This is a genomic window from Kitasatospora sp. NPDC015120, assembly GCF_043080305.1.
In the GTDB taxonomy this organism is placed as follows: domain Bacteria; phylum Actinomycetota; class Actinomycetes; order Streptomycetales; family Streptomycetaceae; genus Kitasatospora.
This window is the reverse complement of record NZ_JBIBVJ010000024.1, coordinates 1-15,012: the sequence shown is the minus strand read 5'-3', so window position 1 is coordinate 15,012 and position 15,012 is coordinate 1. Positions and strand designations below refer to the sequence as shown.

14 protein-coding genes are annotated in these 15,012 nt (G+C 74.0%); 4 read left to right on the top strand and 10 right to left on the bottom strand.

Features of this window, described 5'->3' with window-relative positions; genetic code table 11:
• Positions 1-201: 201 nt before the first annotated feature.
• Positions 202-1,089 (bottom strand): SAM-dependent methyltransferase, encoded by an 888-nt coding sequence (locus ACF1AK_RS31920; protein WP_391502319.1) that lies wholly within the window; start codon positions 1,087-1,089, stop codon positions 202-204.
• A gap of 275 nt (positions 1,090-1,364) precedes the next feature.
• Between ACF1AK_RS31920 and ACF1AK_RS31915 the strand changes: the two genes are divergently transcribed.
• The gene (locus ACF1AK_RS31915) at positions 1,365-2,267 is read left to right on the top strand and encodes a polysaccharide deacetylase family protein (protein ID WP_391502318.1); all 903 of its coding nucleotides are present in this window, start codon (positions 1,365-1,367) and stop codon (positions 2,265-2,267) included.
• A gap of 33 nt (positions 2,268-2,300) precedes the next feature.
• Positions 2,301-3,299 carry a ketopantoate reductase family protein gene (locus ACF1AK_RS31910; protein WP_391502317.1) on the top strand — a complete coding sequence of 333 codons (999 nt, stop codon included), beginning with the start codon at positions 2,301-2,303 and terminating at the stop codon, positions 3,297-3,299.
• Positions 3,300-3,359: 60 nt separating this feature from the next.
• Here the strand turns inward: ACF1AK_RS31910 and ACF1AK_RS31905 are convergent, their stop codons facing one another.
• Positions 3,360-4,178 carry an SDR family NAD(P)-dependent oxidoreductase gene (locus ACF1AK_RS31905; protein ID WP_391502316.1) on the bottom strand — a complete coding sequence of 273 codons (819 nt, stop codon included), beginning with the start codon at positions 4,176-4,178 and terminating at the stop codon, positions 3,360-3,362.
• A gap of 294 nt (positions 4,179-4,472) precedes the next feature.
• Here ACF1AK_RS31905 and ACF1AK_RS31900 point away from each other — a divergent pair, with 294 nt between their 5' ends.
• Positions 4,473-5,342, top strand: coding sequence for a 3-hydroxybutyryl-CoA dehydrogenase (locus ACF1AK_RS31900; RefSeq protein ID WP_391502315.1), 870 nt, complete (start codon positions 4,473-4,475; stop codon positions 5,340-5,342).
• Positions 5,343-5,425: 83 nt separating this feature from the next.
• On the opposite strand, the gene ACF1AK_RS31895 is transcribed toward ACF1AK_RS31900, so the two are convergent.
• The 8 genes from ACF1AK_RS31895 to infC form a co-directional block, all read right to left on the bottom strand.
• Positions 5,426-6,271, bottom strand: coding sequence for a chitosanase (locus ACF1AK_RS31895; RefSeq protein WP_391502314.1), 846 nt, complete (start codon positions 6,269-6,271; stop codon positions 5,426-5,428).
• Between the two features lie 213 nt (positions 6,272-6,484).
• Entirely contained in the window at positions 6,485-8,986 is a 2,502-nt protein-coding gene (gene pheT / locus ACF1AK_RS31890) for a phenylalanine--tRNA ligase subunit beta (protein ID WP_391502313.1), read from the bottom strand.
• Entirely contained in the window at positions 8,986-10,107 is a 1,122-nt protein-coding gene (gene pheS, locus ACF1AK_RS31885) for a phenylalanine--tRNA ligase subunit alpha (protein WP_376087377.1), read from the bottom strand. The genes pheT and pheS overlap by 1 nt, the downstream gene beginning before the upstream one ends.
• A 247-nt stretch (positions 10,108-10,354) precedes the next feature.
• Entirely contained in the window at positions 10,355-11,458 is a 1,104-nt protein-coding gene (locus tag ACF1AK_RS31880) for an ATP-binding protein (protein WP_391502312.1), read from the bottom strand.
• Between the two features lie 116 nt (positions 11,459-11,574).
• Positions 11,575-12,441 carry a TrmH family RNA methyltransferase gene (locus ACF1AK_RS31875; RefSeq protein WP_391502311.1) on the bottom strand — a complete coding sequence of 289 codons (867 nt, stop codon included), beginning with the start codon at positions 12,439-12,441 and terminating at the stop codon, positions 11,575-11,577.
• A gap of 99 nt (positions 12,442-12,540) precedes the next feature.
• Positions 12,541-12,936 (bottom strand): 50S ribosomal protein L20, encoded by a 396-nt coding sequence (rplT, locus tag ACF1AK_RS31870; protein WP_030395970.1) that lies wholly within the window; start codon positions 12,934-12,936, stop codon positions 12,541-12,543.
• Between the two features lie 109 nt (positions 12,937-13,045).
• Positions 13,046-13,240 (bottom strand): 50S ribosomal protein L35, encoded by a 195-nt coding sequence (gene rpmI, locus ACF1AK_RS31865; RefSeq protein WP_045701618.1) that lies wholly within the window; start codon positions 13,238-13,240, stop codon positions 13,046-13,048.
• Positions 13,241-13,376: 136 nt separating this feature from the next.
• Positions 13,377-14,084, bottom strand: a complete 708-nt coding sequence (gene infC, locus ACF1AK_RS31860; RefSeq protein WP_391502384.1) for a translation initiation factor IF-3 — start codon at positions 14,082-14,084, stop codon at positions 13,377-13,379.
• 460 nt (positions 14,085-14,544) lie between these two features.
• Here infC and ACF1AK_RS31855 point away from each other — a divergent pair, with 460 nt between their 5' ends.
• The gene (locus ACF1AK_RS31855; RefSeq protein WP_391502310.1) at positions 14,545-14,922 is read left to right on the top strand and encodes a DUF1844 domain-containing protein; all 378 of its coding nucleotides are present in this window, start codon (positions 14,545-14,547) and stop codon (positions 14,920-14,922) included.
• The last annotated feature ends 90 nt before the right edge of the window (positions 14,923-15,012 follow it).

Below are 15,012 nucleotides of genomic sequence, written 5' to 3'. Positions count from 1 at the left end.
CCGTCGCCCGGTTTTTCCCCTCCCGCCCGGCCCGCCGGTGCGGCGGGCGGGTGCGGAGAGGCTCCTCCCGGTGCACGGCCTCGCCGGAGTCGCGGGTGGCGGCGCCGGACAGCACCGCCTCCCGCTCCGCCGCCGCCCCGGACTCCTCGCACCGGCGGAGGAGCGGCCCGGCGACCTCGTGGACCGGGGCGGGGTGCGCGGTCAGCCGCGCTTGAAGGCGACACCCGCGTAGGCGGAGACGTCCTGCCAGCCCTCGGGGAGGTCGGCGGTGCGGATGTGACCGGCGTCGGGGCGCCACAGCGGGAGCTGGACCAGGCCGGGGCCGGCGAACTCGAAGTCCCCGAAGAAGGGTTCGACGGCCGCGCGCGGGCGCAGCACCAGCGGCGCGCTGGCGCTGCGGTAGACGCGGGTGCCCTCGGCGGCGCTCTCCCGGGAGGCGAAGTCGGGGCTGCCGTGCGAGAGGATCAGCGCGCTCCCGGGCGCGAGCGCGTCGCGCAGGGTGCGCACGATCCGCTCGGCGCCGTCCTCGTCGCGGATGAAGTGCAGGACGGCGACCAGCATCAGGGCGACCGGTTCGCCGAGGTCCACCGCGTCGCTCAGGGCCGGGTGGGCGAGGATCGACTCCGGATCGCGCAGGTCCGCCTCGATGACCGAGGTGTGGCCGGCCGGGTGCCCGGAGAGCAGGGCGCGCGCATGGGTGGCCACGATCGGGTCGTTGTCGACGTAGACGACCCTGGCGTCGGGGGCGACCCGGCGGGCGACCTCGCTGGTGGAGCCGACGGCGGGGATCCCGGTGCCGATGTCGAGGAACTGCCGGATGCCCCGGCCGGCCGCGAACTCCACGGCGCGTCCGAGGAATTCCCGGTTGGTGCGGGCCAGCAGCGGCAGCGCCGGATAAGCGGCGATGGCGGCCTCGGCGGCCTTGCGGTCCGCCTCGAAGTTGTCCTTGCCGCCGAGGTAGTAGTCGTACATCCGGGCCGTGTGCGGGACCCCGGTGTCGAGCTCGGTCGGCGGCTGCCAGTCGTCGGCGCGCGCCCATTCCCAGTCGGTGCCGGTGCCGCCGTACACCACCGCGCTGTCCTCGCTCATCTTCCGCCCCCTGGTGTCCGCTGCGTCCGGAGCTGTTCGCCGCCGAACGGTTCCTGTTCCCCTTGCCCCGCGCCCGGCGGACTGCCGGCAGCGGCCCCCACCGCACGGTGCGCCGTGATCGTAACCGACGAAACCCCGCGGAAACAGCGGAAGTTCAGGTTTCCGCAGCATCCGAACAATGGCGTGTGTGCACGTCAACACCCGCCCGCGGGGCGGCCCGGACCGCCACGCCCGGCGGTCGCCGCCCGGTGGCGGCGTCTCTATGCTGGCTGCCGATGACTGCCGACCGGCGCACCGTCCTGCGCACCACCGTCACCCTGGCCGCCCTCACCGCCGTCGGCGGCCTGCTCACCGCCTGCGGTGACACCGGCCGCCGCCGGGCCGATCCGGGGGCGTTCGCCGTGCGCCCGGGGCCGGTGGACCCGTCGGGCACCGTGGACCCGGCCTGGGCCGGCGGCGAGGGACCGGCCTCGCCGGAGCCCGTCGCGAGCCCGGCCGCCGCCTCCACCCCGCCCGCCGCCACGCCCGCCGCCGACACGCCGCCCACCCCGCCGGTGCTGCCGCCGCTGGCGCCGGGCACCCCGGTCGAGGTCGCGTACGGGCCGCGCTCCGGCCGCGGCGTCGCGCTGACCTTCCACGGCAGCGGCGACCCCGCGCTCGCCACCGCCCTGCTGGAGATCGCCGAGCAGCGCGGGGCGGGGCTCACCGTGATGGTCGTCGTCAGCTGGCTCGACCAGCAGCCGCAGATGGCCCGGCGGATCCTGGACGGCGGCCACGAGCTGGGCAACCACACCCAGAACCACCAGAACATCTCCACCATGACGCCGGACCGGGCGCGCGCCGAGATCGCCCAGTGTGCGGAGCGGCTGCAGCGCCTCACCGGCTCGATCGGCCGCTGGTTCCGCCCCTCGGCCGCCCAGTACGCGACGCCGATGGTGCGCGAGCAGGCGAAGGCGGTCGGGTACGAGCACGTGCTCTCGTTCGACGTGGACCCGCGCGACTACGCCGACCCGAGCGCCGCCGAACTGCAGCGCCGGGTGCTCGGCTCGGTGCGCGGCGGCTCGGTGGTCGCCCTGCACCTGGGCCACCGCTGCACGGTCGACGCGTTGCCCGGCATCCTCGACGGCCTCGGCAAGGCCGGCCTCAGCCCGGTGACCGCGAGCCGCCTATTCGCCTGACGGCCCGCGCGGGGCCCGTGACATGCTTCGGGGATGCGCTACATCATCGTCGGGGCGGGTGCGGTGGGCGGCACGATCGGGGCCCGGCTGCACGAGGGCGGGCACGAGGTGGTCCTGGTGGCGCGCGGCGCGCACCTGGAGGCGCTGCGCGCACGGGGCCTGCGGTTCGGCACGCCGGAAGGGGTGCGGACGCTGCGGGTCCCGGTGGCCGGCGGGCCGCAGGAGGTGGCGCTGCGGGCGGACGACGTGCTGGTGCTCGCCGTCAAGACGCAGGACACCGCCGCCGCGCTGGCCGCGTGGGCGCCGCGCCCGGTGGCCGGGGGCGGGACGGCCGCCGAGCGGCTGCCGGTGGTGTGCGCGCAGAACGGGGTGGAGAACGAGCGGCTCGCGCTGCGGCTGTTCCGCGAGGTGCTGGCGATGTGCGTGTGGATGCCGTCCACCCATCTGGAGCCGGGCCGGGTGAGCGCGGGCGGCACACCGGTCAGCGGGGTGCTGCGGCTGGGCGGTTACCCGTCCGGCACCGGAGGGCCGCGGGCCGCCGCGATCGCCGCCGACCTCGCCGGGTCGGGCTTCAGCGCCCCGGTGGAGGCCGAGGTGATGGGCTGGAAGTACACCAAGCTGCTCGGCAACCTCGGCAACGCACTGGACGCGGTGGCCTCGGGCACCGGGGACGCCGTGCTGCGCGAGCTGCGGGAGCGGGTGACCGCGGAGGGCGTCGCCGTGCTGGCGGCCGCCGGCGTCGCCCACCGGGACCCGGCCGAGCAGGCCCGCACGGTGCGCGCATCGCTGCGCCTGGAGCCGGTGGCCGGCGAGGGGCGGGCCGGTTCGTCGTCCTGGCAGAGCCTGGCCCGCGGCACCGGCTCGATCGAGGCGGACCACCTGAACGGCGAGATCGTGCTGCTGGCCCGGCTGCACGGGGTGGCGGCGCCGCTCAACGAGGCCCTGCAGCGGCTGGCCGGGGAGTTCGCCCGCACCGGCCGGGCGCCGGGCTCGCTGACCGGACCGGAGCTGGCGGCGCTGCGCGCGCTGTGAGCATGGCGTACGCGGTGAGCGTCGCGCGTCCCGTGCGCGGCCGGACGCGGCCGGACGCGGTCAGACCATCGGGTCGTCGGGCCCGTACGGGCGCAGCCGCAGGGTGCGGGCGTCCGTCTCGCGGATCCGCTCCGCGTGGCGGACGAGTTCCTCCAGGTTGTCCCGTCCGGCGTGCAGGAAGCGCCCGTGCAGCGCGTCGAAGCGCCCGCGGGCGGCGTCCACGGTGACCGCGACCATGTACGGGATGGAGCCCCAGGTGGTGGTGTCGCGGAACATCGGCATGCCGGCGGTCATGTCGGTGGCGACGGCGCCGGGGCTGATGTCGAGGATCACCACGTGGTGCTCGGCGAGGGAGTCGGCGATGTTGTCGGAGAGCTGGAGCAGCGCGCCCTTGGAGGTCGCGTACGCGGTGTAGTGGCCGTCGGGGCGCAGCGCGAAGCCGGAGTTGAGGTTGACGACGCGGCCGCGGCGGCGGCGGACCATGCCGGGCAGGACGCAGCGCAGCAGGTTGTAGGGGCCGCGCAGGTTGACCTCGACGACCTGCCACCACTGGTTGACGTCGGTCTCCCAGAGCGGGACCTCGGCGTGGTCGACCTGGCCGGCGTTGTTGACCAGCAGGTCGACCGGGCCGAGGTCGCGTTCGACGACCCGGACGGCCTCGCGGACCGAGCCGGGGCGGGTGACGTCGGCGGCGACGGCGACGCCGCGCGAGCCGTGCCGCACGCACTCCTTGAGGGTGTCGGTGAGCGTCTCCTGGGTGCGGCCGACGAGGCCGACCGCCATCCCCTCGGCGGCCAGGCCGATGGCGAGCTCCCGGCCGATGCCGCGGCCGGCGCCGGTGACCAGGGCGACCTGCCCCGTGAGCGATCCCGTCGGCATGCCGTGCTCCCTCCGTCCGTCCGTGACCACCCGCGGTCCGGCCCCGCATTCTGTCCCCCGGCGGGCCGCGCGGGCGCGGGTGAACGCCCGCGACGCGGGCGGGCCCACCCGTTCGGGGGAAGGCGCCGCGCGGTGCCTCCGCCGGGGAGGGGATGACCTACTGGCCGGTAGGGAGTAGTAACGTCGTCGGGGCGGTGCACCGGTCCGCACATACCGGTGCTCCCGAACCGCCGGACAGCAGCAGCTGGGCCACTTGTCGCTGGGTGACCCCCAGCACCACCGAAGGGCAACTGAGTGAGTGACATCGCGCGCGTCGGAGTGATCGGCTGCGGACTCATGGGGTCGGGCATCGCGGAGGTGTTCGCCCGGGCCGGGCTGGACGTCCTGGTCGCCGAGGCGAGCGGGGAGGCGCTGGAGTTCGGGCGCGCCCGGCTGACCAACTCGCTGGACACCGCCGTCAAGCGCGGCAAGCTGACGCCGGAGCAGCGCGACGAGGCGCTGGGCCGCCTGGCGTTCACCGTCGACCTGGCGGACTTCGCCGACCGCGACCTGGTGGTCGAGGCGGTCGCCGAGCGCGAGGACGTCAAGGTGAAGATCTTCGAGACGCTGGACCGGGTGGTGGAGCGCCGGGACGCGATCCTCGCCTCGAACACCTCGTCGATCCCGATCGTGAAGCTGGCCGCCGCCACCTCCCGACCGGAGCAGGTGATCGGCCTGCACTTCTTCAACCCGGCGCCGGTGCAGAAGCTGGTCGAGGTGATCCCGACCCTGACCACCTCGGCCGCCACCACCGACCGGGTCGAGGCCTTCGCCACCGAGGTGCTGCACAAGGCCCCGATCCGCGCCCGCGACCGGGCCGGCTTCGTGGTGAACGCGCTGCTGGTGCCGTACCTGCTCTCGGCGGTGCGGATGTTCGAGTCCGGGGTGGCGACCGCCTCCGACATCGACAAGGGCATGGAGGCCGGCTGCGCCCACCCGATGGGCCCGCTGCGGCTGTGCGACCTGATCGGCCTGGACACCATCGTCTCGATCGCCGAGTCGATGTACGACGAGTACAAGGAGCCGCTCTACGCCGCTCCCCCGCTGCTGTCGCGGATGGTCGACGCGGGCCTGCTGGGCCGCAAGTCCGGCCGCGGCTTCTACGACTACACCGCCACCGCCTGACCTGCGGCGCCCGGCGCCGGGCGGACGCGTCGGGGCCCGGGAGCCGCAGTCGGCTCCCGGGCCCCCGGCGCACCGGCCCCGCGTCAGCTGTTGATGACGTAGCTGTCGCCGTAGACCTTCCACTTCAGCGGCGGGTTGAGGTCGAAGTTCTTGGCGTTGAGGAAGACCAGCTGCTCGGTGTCGACCCGGCTGGTGTCGGCGTGGGCCTCCTCCTGCTTCATGACGACCTTGCGGGCGTCCAGGAAGGCCTTCAGGTAGGCCGCCTCGTCGCCGCCCTGGGCGGGGGACTTGGCCTTCTTCAGGGCGGCGGCGCGGATCCCGCCGAAGCTGTCGGAGCTGGTGCCGGGGCCGTGCATGACGATGGCGTCGTAGTAGACGAACTGGCCGAGCGCGCGCAGGCCGTCGGCCTTGGCCTGGGTGACCGAGGGGTTGAAGTAGACCCGGTCGCGCTCCTCGTTCTGGGCCTGCTGGAAGACGGTGTCCTTGGCGGCGGTGGCCCAGTCGCGCTCGAAGGCGGAGCCGAGGCCGGAGTGCGAGTCGGTGCCGTTGACCTTGCGCAGCGCCGGCAGGTACTTGGCGAGGACGTTGCCCGGCTTCAGGTCGGTGTAGTGCTCGACGAGGTCGAGCATGTCGCCGGTGCCGGAGCAGAAGCCGATGATGCCGGCGGTGTAGCCGCGGCCGTCGTTGATGTCCTCGATGTACTTGTACTGGGCCTTCCAGTCGAGGGAGGAGTTCTCGGCGCTGGACACCAGCTGCATGGCGATGTCCTTCTTGTGCGGGTCGTCCAGACCCACGGCGGCGAGCCGGACGGTGCCGGCGGCGGGGGCGGCGTGGACGGTGCCGGCGGCCGCGACGGTGGCCGGGGCGGCGACCAGCAGGGCGGCGAGGGCGAGGCGGGCGGTGCGGGCGGTGCGGTGCTGGGGACGCATCTGACGCTCCGTTTCCCTGGTCCGGACATGGGGGCGGCCGGACTCCTGAGAGAGGGTTAGGAAAGTTTCCTAACTTGATTGAAGCGTTCACGTCGGGCCCGGCGCAAGGGGGTTGCCCGCAAAGACACGCGGAAGGGCCCCGGCCGGGGATCCGGCCGGGGCCCTTCCGTCGGCGCGCCGGACGCGTCACGCGCGTCCGGACGCCCGGGTGCCTCAGGCGCCGCGCAGCACCGCGCCGGTGCGGGCGACGGCCTCGGCGACGGCCGCCTCGCGGGCGGCGCTCGCCTCGTCGGCGGTCAGCGTGCGGTCCGCGGCGCGGAACCGCAGCGCGTACGCCAGCGACTTCCTGCCCTCGCCGACCTGCTCGCCGGTGAAGACGTCGAACAGCCGGATCGCCTCCAGCAGCTCGCCGGCGCCGGCGCGCAGCGCGGCCTCCACGTCGGCGGCCGGCACCCCGGCGTCGACGATCAGCGCGACGTCCTGGGTGGCCACCGGGAAGCCGGACACCGCCGGACCGTCGACCCGCACGGCGCCGTCGGCGGCCAGCAGGTCCAGGTCCAGCTCCATCGCGCCGGTGCGCTCGGGCAGGTTCATCGCCTTGACGACGCGCGGGTGCAGCTCACCGGCGTGGCCGACCACCCGGTCGGTACCGGCGACCACCAGCTCGGCGCAGCGGCCCGGGTGCCACGGCATCAGCCGGCCCTGGCGCACGGTCAGCTCGACCCCGGCGGCGCGGGCCACCGTACGGGCGGCCTCGACCGCGTCGGCCCAGACCGCCGGCGCGCCCTTGCCCCACCAGCCGGACGGCAGCCGCTCGCCGGCCAGCGCGACGGCGACCCGGCGCGGCTGGTGCGGCAGCGCGGCGTCCAGCGCGGCCAGCTCCTCGTCACTGGGCCGGCGGTCGACGGCCGGGCGCGGGGCGACCGAGCGCTCGTCCTTCGGCAGGAACACCGTGCCCGTCTCGAAGATCGCCAGATCGGTGTTGCCGCGGCCGACGTTGCGGCGCAGCGCCCCGAGCAGGCCGGGCAGCAGCGTGGTGCGCAGCCCCGGCTCCTCGTCGTTGAGCGGGTTGACCAGGGTGACGGTGGTCCGCCGCCGGTCCTCCGGCTCCAGGCCGAGCGCCTCGAAGGAGGCCTCGCCGACGAACGGGTAGTTGTTGACCTCGACGTAGCCGGCCCCGGCCAGCGCGACGCCGACCCGGCGGTGCATCCGCTGGGCCTCGGTCAGGCCCCTGCCCGGCGGGACGGTGGGCATCCGGGCGGGGACGTTGTCGTAGCCCTCCAGCCGGATGACCTCCTCGGCGAGGTCGTACGGGTCGGTGAGGTCGGGGCGCCAGGTCGGCGGGGTGACCTCCAGGACGTCGGCGCCGGCGACCGAGCAGCCGATCTCCTGCAGGCGCCGGGTGACGGTCTCGCGGCCGTACTCGGTGCCGGCGACCCGGTCGGGCAGGTCGGCGGCGATGGTGATGGTGCGCACCGGGTGCGGGGCGGCGATGTCGGTGACACCGGCCTCGGCGGTGCCGCCGGCGATCAGCACCAGCAGGTCGACGGCGCGCTGCGCGGCGGCGCGGGCGGCCTCGGGGTCGACGCCACGCTCGAAGCGCTTGGACGCCTCCGAGGGCAGCTTGTGCCGCTTGGCGCCGCGGGCGATGACGACCGGGTCGAAGTGCGCGGCCTCGATGATCACCTCGGTGGTGCCCGGGCCGGCGGCCGGGTCGAGGATCTCGGTGGAGGCGCCGCCCATGACGCCGGCCAGGCCGATCGGGCCGCTGTTGTCGCAGATCAGCAGGTCCTCGGCGGACAGCTTGCGCTTCACGCCGTCGAGGGTGGTGAGGCTCTCGCCCTCCTCGGCCCGGCGGACCGTGATCGGGCCGTCGACGCGCTGCTTGTCGTAGGCGTGCAGCGGCTGGCCGACCTCCAGCATCACGTAGTTGGTGATGTCGACGGCGAGCGAGATCGGGCGGATGCCCGCCTTCTGCAGCCGGCGCTGGAGCCAGATCGGGGACTTGGCGGCCGGGTCGAGGCCGACGACGGTGCGGGCCACGAAGCGGTCGCAGCCGGCCGGGTCGTTGACCTTGACCAGGTAGCCGAAGGAGTTGGCCGGCGGCACGTCGAGCAGCGCCGGGTCGGCCAGCGGCAGCCCGTAGGCGGCGGCGGCCTCGCGGGCCACGCCGCGCATGGACAGGCAGTAGCCGCGGTCCGGGGTGACGGCGATGTCGAGCACCTCGTCGACGAGCTGGAGCAGCTCGATCGCGTCAGTGCCGGGCTCGTACTCGGGCGGGAGCACGATGATGCCGTCGTGGTCGTCGCCCATGCCGAGCTCGCGGGCCGAGCAGATCATGCCGGCCGAGGTCTGGCCGTAGGTCTTGCGGGCGGAGATCGGGAACGGGCCGGGCAGCACGGCGCCGGGCAGGACCACGACGACCTTGTCGCCGACCGCGAAGTTGCTGGCGCCGCAGACGATCTCCTGCGGCTCGCCGGTGCCGTTGGCGTCGCCGACGTTGACGAAGCAGTGCCGGATCGGCTTCTTGAAGCCGGTCAGCTCCTCGATGGAGAGCACCTCGCCGACCACCAGCGGGCCCTTGAGGTCGCCGCCGAGCTGCTCGACGGTCTCGACCTCCAGGCCGGCGCGGACCAGCCGCTCGGCCACGTCGCGGCCGGTCTCGCCGGCCGGCAGGTCGACGTACTCGCGCAGCCAGGAAAGCGGGACGCGCATCAGATCTCCATCCCGAACGGGAGGGTGAAGCGCACGTCACCCTCGACCATGTCGCGCATGTCGGCGACGTTGTGACGGTTCATCAGGATCCGCTCCAGGCCCAGGCCGAAGGCGAACCCGCTGTAGCGGTTGGGGTCCACGCCGCAGGCGACGAGCACCCGCGGGTTGACCACGCCGCAGCCGCCGAGCTCGATCCAGCCCTCGGAGCCGCAGGTGCGGCAGGGGCGGTCCGGGTTGCCGACCGACGCGCCGCGGCACACGAAGCACTGCAGGTCGATCTCGGCGCTCGGCTCGGTGAACGGGAAGTAGGAGGGCCGCCAGCGCAGCTCCAGGCCGTCGCCGATGAGGGTCGAGACCAGCTGCTCGATGGTGCCCTTCAGGTCGGCGAAGGTGATGCCCTCGTCCACCGCCAGGCCCTCGACCTGCCGGAAGACCGGGGTGTGGGTGGCGTCCAGCTCGTCGGTGCGGTAGACCCGGCCGGGGCAGACCACGTAGACCGGCGGCTCGCGGTCGAGCAGGGTGCGGGCCTGGACCGGGGAGGTCTGGGTGCGCAGCACCACGCCCGAGTCGGCGGAGCCGTCCGGGGCCTGGACGAAGAAGGTGTCCTGCATGGAGCGGGCCGGGTGGTCCGGGCCCAGGTTGAGGGCGTCGAAGTTGAGCCACTCGGCCTCGACCTCGGGGCCCTCGGCGACCTGGTAGCCCATCGCGACGAAGGTGTCCTCGATGCGCTCGGCCAGTGTGGTCAGCGGGTGGCGGGCGCCGCGCGGGGTGCGGTCGTAGGGCAGGGTGACGTCCACCGCCTCCTCGACCAGTACGCGGGCGTCCCGCTCGGCCTCCAGTTCGGCCTGCCGCTTGGCGAGCGCCTGGTTGACGGCGCCCCGGGCCTGGCCGATCAGCTTGCCGGCGGCGGCCTTGGCGTGCGGGGGCAGGGCGCCGATCTCGCGGTTGGCGAGGGACAGGGCGGAGCGGTCGCCGGTGTGGGCGACCTTGGCCTGCTTCAGCTCGTCGAGGCTGGTGGCGGCGGCGAACGCGGCGACGGCCTCGTCCCGGGCCGCTTCCACCACCTCGGGCTTGAGGGCCTCGACCTCGACCGGGTCGTACGACTTGTTGGGTGCCGACATCTCTATCTTTCCCGTGCTCCTGCTCGTCCGTGCTCAGGTAAGGGGCTCGTGCCTTCGCGTCACGCCCGGCGTGGCCGGGGCACGGGCAGCCGTTCTCCGAACCGGGGAGGCGGGGTGTCCGCGGCGCGGCCGCGCGGGGCGTTCCACAACGCCAAAGGTCGAGTGTAGTCGCAGCGCGTAGCGCGGCGGCCGTCAAGCCCGTCCGGGGGGCCGGCCACGACGGGCGGTGCTCGTCGTCCGTGCTCGTTCAGAGCATGAAGTCGGGGATCCCGGCGGGCAGGATGAATCGGAACCGGGCGCCGCCGCCGGGTGCGCGGTCGACCCGGATCGAGCCGCCGTGGGCCTCCACGATGCCCTTGACGATGTAGAGGCCGAGCCCGGTGCCGCCGCGCTTGGAGCCGCGCCAGAAGCGGGTGAAGACGCGCGGCACCGCTTCCTCCGGGATGCCGCTGCCTTCGTCGCTCACGGTGACCGCTGTGCCTTCCACGATGCGGGGCGGGGTGCCGGGGCGCTCCCAGACGGGGGCCTCGACGACCTCCTTGGCCGGTGCCACCTCGATGGTGACAGTTCCCTCGCCGTGCCGCACGGCATTTTCCAGCAGGTTGGCGAGCACCTGGTCGACCTTGTCCGGGTCGGCCCACAGCACGGTGAGCGGCTCGCTGACCCGGATGTCGAAGCGCTCCTCGGCGAGGCCGGTGGCCACCTTGCGCTCGACGTGCCGGCGCACGGCGGCGGCCAGGTCGACGACCTGCTTGCGCAGCTCCAGCCGGCCGGCGTCGATCCGGGAGATGTCCAGCAGCTCGGCGATCAGCCGGGTGACCCGGTCGGCGTCGGCGTCCACGGTCTCCAGCATCAGGCGCTTCTGCCCGTCGGTGAACCGCTCCCACTTGGCGAGCAGGGTCGCGGTGAACCCCTTGACGCTGGTGAGCGGCGAGCGCAGCTCGTGCGCGACGGTGGCGATCAGCTCGGCGTGGCTGCGTTCGGTGCGCCGGCGCGCCTCGGTGCCCCGCAGGGCGATCACCAGCCGCTCCAGCGGGCCCCCGGGGCGCGCGCGGACGTAGCGGGCGGAGACCAGCACCTCGCGCCCGCCGGGCAGCAGCAGGTTGCGCTCCGGCTGGCCGGTGCGCACCGCCAGGCCGCCGTACGGGTCGGTCAGCTGCCACCAGCGGCGGCCGTCGAGGTCCTCCAGCGGCAGGACGTCCTCCAGGGCGCTGCCGAGCGCGTCCTCCGGGGCGACGCCGGTCAGCCGGGCGGCGGCCCGGTTGAAGCGGACCACCAGGCCCAGGGCGTCGGCCACCACCAGGCCGTCCGGCAGGTCGTCCGGGTCGAGCTCTGGCCCGCTGCCGACCATGGGTGTCCTCCCCGATTACCCACCGTGTCTTTCCCCCCACCGAGGCAGACCCTAGCGCCTCGCAGCCTCGCGTAATAGGGCCCGCGGCGAGTTGCCGGCACGGGTCAGCGCACGGGTCACCCCACGGCGCGGCACCCGCCGGGCGAGCGCTGGGCGCGGGCCGAGGCGTAGAGGCACACGGCGGCGGCGGTGGCCAGGTTGAGGCTCTCGGCGTGTCCGTGGATCGGCACGCGCACGACCTCGTCGGTCAGTGCGCGGGTCTCCTCCGGGAGCCCCCACGCCTCGTTGCCGAACACCCATGCGCCCGGTGCGCCGAGGGTGCCCTCGTCGAGTTCCCGGTCGAGGTCCCGCTCCCCCGCGCCGTCGGCGGCGAGCACCCGCACCCCGGCCTCGCGCAGCCGGCCGATCGCCTCCTCGACAGGCACGCCCACGGCGACCGGGAGGTGGAACAGGCTGCCGACCGAGGCCCGCACGGCCTTCGGGTTGTAGAGGTCCACGGAGGCGTCGGTGAGCACCACGGCGTCCGCGCCGGCCGCGTCGGCGGTGCGCAGCACGGTGCCGGCGTTGCCGGGGTCGCGCACGTGGGCGAGCACGGCGACCAGCCGGGGGCGGGCCGCGAGGACGTCGGCGAAGGGCGTGTCGATGAAGCGGCAGAGCGCGACGATGCCCTGCGGGGTCACGGTGTCGCAGATCCCGGCGATGACCTCGTCGGTGGCGGTCAGCACCGGCAGCCCCTCGTCCAGGGCCGCCCGGACGATGCCGGCGTGTCGTTCGGCGGCCTCCGGCGTCGCGTAGACCTCGACCACGGCGTGCTCGCCGGTGCCCGGCAGCCTGCCGAAGGCGACGGCCTCCCGGACCGCCTGCGGGCCCTCGGCCAGGAAGCGGCGCTCCTTGGTGCGCTGGTTGCGCTTGGCCAGCCGGCGGGCGGCGACGACGCGCGGCGAGCGCAGGGAGGTCAGCAGGGGGGTGTCGGTGCTCGGCATGGTCTCGTTCTCTGGAGGCGCTGAAGGACGGGGTCAAAGCAGGACCGGACCCGCAGGCGAGCCTGCGGGTCCGGTCAGAGCCCGACCGATCTCGGAAGATCAGGCGGCGTCGGCGGCGGCCTTCGGGGCGTTCACGTCGGCCGGCAGCGCCTTCTGGGCCACCTCGACCAGGGCGGCGAACGCACCCGGGTCGTTGACGGCCAGGTCGGCCAGCATCTTGCGGTCGATCTCGACGCTGGCGGCCTTCAGGCCCTGCACGAAGCGGTTGTAGGTGATGCCGTTGGCACGGGCCGCAGCGTTGATGCGCTGGATCCACAGCTGACGGAAGTCGCCCTTGCGCTTCTTGCGGTCGTTGAAGTTGTAGACCAGCGAGTGGGTGACCTGCTCCTTGGCCTTGCGGTACAGGCGCGAGCGCTGGCCGCGGTAGCCGCTGGCGCGCTCCAGGATGACCCGGCGCTTCTTGTGGGCGTTGACTGCCCGCTTGACGCGTGCCACTTGATTACTCCTTGAGTTGGACCACGGACTGCTTCACGTGGTCCGTCATTCGAATGGGTCGGGAAGGATCAGCTGCCCCGCACGCGGCTCGCGCCGGGCGGGAGGGCGATCACTTGCCGAGAAGCTTCTTGATCTTCTTGGCGTCGGCGGGGGCCAGCTCGATCGTCCCGGCCAGCTTGCGGGTCAGCGTCGAGGGCTTGTGCTCCAGGAGGTGGCGGCGGCCGGCGCGCTCGCGCAGCACCTTGCCAGAGCCACTGATCTTGAAGCGCTTGCTGGCGCCACTGTGCGTCTTCTGCTTCGGCATTTCGCCGTATCTCCTCGTCGGTCCGTCCACGCCCGCGCGGTGTGCGCCGCGCGGGCGTGAAGGATGGATCTGCGGTGACCGGGCGGGACGCCCCGTCACCCTGGTGGCCGGTCTCCCGGGCTTCCTGACCCGGGGGTCAGGCGCCCTGGGAGGCCTCGGCCGGCTGCTCGACCGGAGCGGCGGCCTCGGGGGCCTCCGCCTCGTCGGCGGCGTCCTGGGCCTCGACAGGCTCGTCGGACTCGGCAGTGGCGGCATCGGAGCCGACGGTCCGGCCCTGGCGCTCGGCCTTGCGGGCGTCCGCGGCGGCGCGGGCCTCGGCCATCGCCTCGGTCTTCTTCTTGTGCGGGCCGAGAACCATGATCATGTTACGGCCGTCCTGCTTCGGCGAGGACTCGACGAAGCCCAGCTCCTGGACGTCGTCGGCGAGCCGCTGGAGCAGACGGAAGCCCAGCTCGGGGCGGGACTGCTCACGACCGCGGAACATGATCGTGATCTTGACCTTGTCGCCCTGCTTGAGGAACCGGACGACGTGACCCTTTTTGGTGTCGTAGTCGTGCGGGTCGATCTTCGGCCGGAGCTTCATCTCCTTGATGACCGTGTGCGCCTGGTTCTTGCGCGCCTCACGGGCCTTCATGGCCGACTCGTACTTGAACTTGCCGTAGTCCATGAGCTTGCACACCGGCGGCCGGGCGGTCGCCGCGACCTCGACCAGGTCGAGGTCGTACTCCTGCGCGAGCTCCAGCGCCTTGGCAAGCGGCACGATGCCGACCTGCTCGCCGCTGGGACCGACGAGTCGCACCTCGGGGACGCGAATCCGGTCGTTGATGCGGGGCTCGGTGCTGATGGGGCCTCCTCGGTTGCACCTTCTGCGATGCGGCCGTCGGACGGCGGTCGCACGTAGTGGACTCGACCACTGGGCGGGGCTTCATTCGTGCTGCGCTGTACCCGGCTCCGTTCGGCCGTTCACACCGCGACACGAAAAAAGCCCCGCTCGGTACAAGCGGGGCTCCACACAACCGGGGGCGGCACCCGGTGAGGGGCGCTGCGGCGACCGTCGGCGCACTGGGCGCCCGTCGCGGACCGGACCCGTCGACCGCGAGGCCGATCGGGTGGGAGACTTTCGCGGTTGCCCTCTCGGGCCTCCTGGGTGGAGCCTCCACTTGCTGGCCGGACCTCCGTGAGGACGTCTGGCCGGTCAGTCTCGAAGCATACAGCGCCGGGGGGTCGAACGCTATTCCGCCCCCGCGCGCCCCGGCTTGTACGCTCCCTCTGTACGGACACCGGCACGACGGAACGAGCCCCCTTTGAGCAGCGAGCCCACCCAGACCCCCGCCGCGGACGACGAGGCGATCGGCTTCGACGACCTCACCCGGGACATCGCGGAGGTCCCGGCCGTCGAGGTGATCACCACCGTCGCGGTGCACCTGATGAGCGCCGCCGCCGTGAAGTGCGGCCTCGCCGAGGGCGGCGAGAAGGACAAGGACCTCGACGAGGCCCGCAAGCTCATCACCGCGCTGGCCGGGCTGGTCACCGCCGGCGCCCCGGAGATCAGCAACTTCCACGCCGCGCCGCTGCGCGACGGCCTGCGCTCGCTGCAGCTGGCCTTCCGCGAGGCCTCGCTCGTCCCGGACGCGCCGGGCGCCGGCCCGGGCGAGAAGTTCACCGGCCCGGTCTACTCCTGACGTGACCCGCGCAGGGGCGGGGGGGCCCCCCCGGGGGGGGGGGGGCGCCCCCCCCCCCCCCCCCCCCCCCCCCCCCCCCCCCAACCCCCC

Excerpts from the sequence above, each read along its gene's own strand:
- ACF1AK_RS31920 (WP_391502319.1), bottom strand. The coding sequence starts at position 1,089 with ATGAGCGAGGACAGCGCGGTGGTGTACGGCGGCACCGGCACCGACTGG.
- ACF1AK_RS31915 (WP_391502318.1), top strand. The coding sequence starts at position 1,365 with ATGACTGCCGACCGGCGCACCGTCCTGCGCACCACCGTCACCCTGGCC.
- ACF1AK_RS31910 (WP_391502317.1), top strand. The coding sequence starts at position 2,301 with ATGCGCTACATCATCGTCGGGGCGGGTGCGGTGGGCGGCACGATCGGG.
- ACF1AK_RS31905 (WP_391502316.1), bottom strand. The coding sequence starts at position 4,178 with ATGCCGACGGGATCGCTCACGGGGCAGGTCGCCCTGGTCACCGGCGCC.
- ACF1AK_RS31895 (WP_391502314.1), bottom strand. The coding sequence starts at position 6,271 with ATGCGTCCCCAGCACCGCACCGCCCGCACCGCCCGCCTCGCCCTCGCC.
- pheT (WP_391502313.1), bottom strand. The coding sequence starts at position 8,986 with ATGCGCGTCCCGCTTTCCTGGCTGCGCGAGTACGTCGACCTGCCGGCC.
- pheS (WP_376087377.1), bottom strand. The coding sequence starts at position 10,107 with ATGTCGGCACCCAACAAGTCGTACGACCCGGTCGAGGTCGAGGCCCTC.
- ACF1AK_RS31880 (WP_391502312.1), bottom strand. The coding sequence starts at position 11,458 with ATGGTCGGCAGCGGGCCAGAGCTCGACCCGGACGACCTGCCGGACGGC.
- ACF1AK_RS31875 (WP_391502311.1), bottom strand. The coding sequence starts at position 12,441 with ATGCCGAGCACCGACACCCCCCTGCTGACCTCCCTGCGCTCGCCGCGC.
- rpmI (WP_045701618.1), bottom strand. The coding sequence starts at position 13,240 with ATGCCGAAGCAGAAGACGCACAGTGGCGCCAGCAAGCGCTTCAAGATC.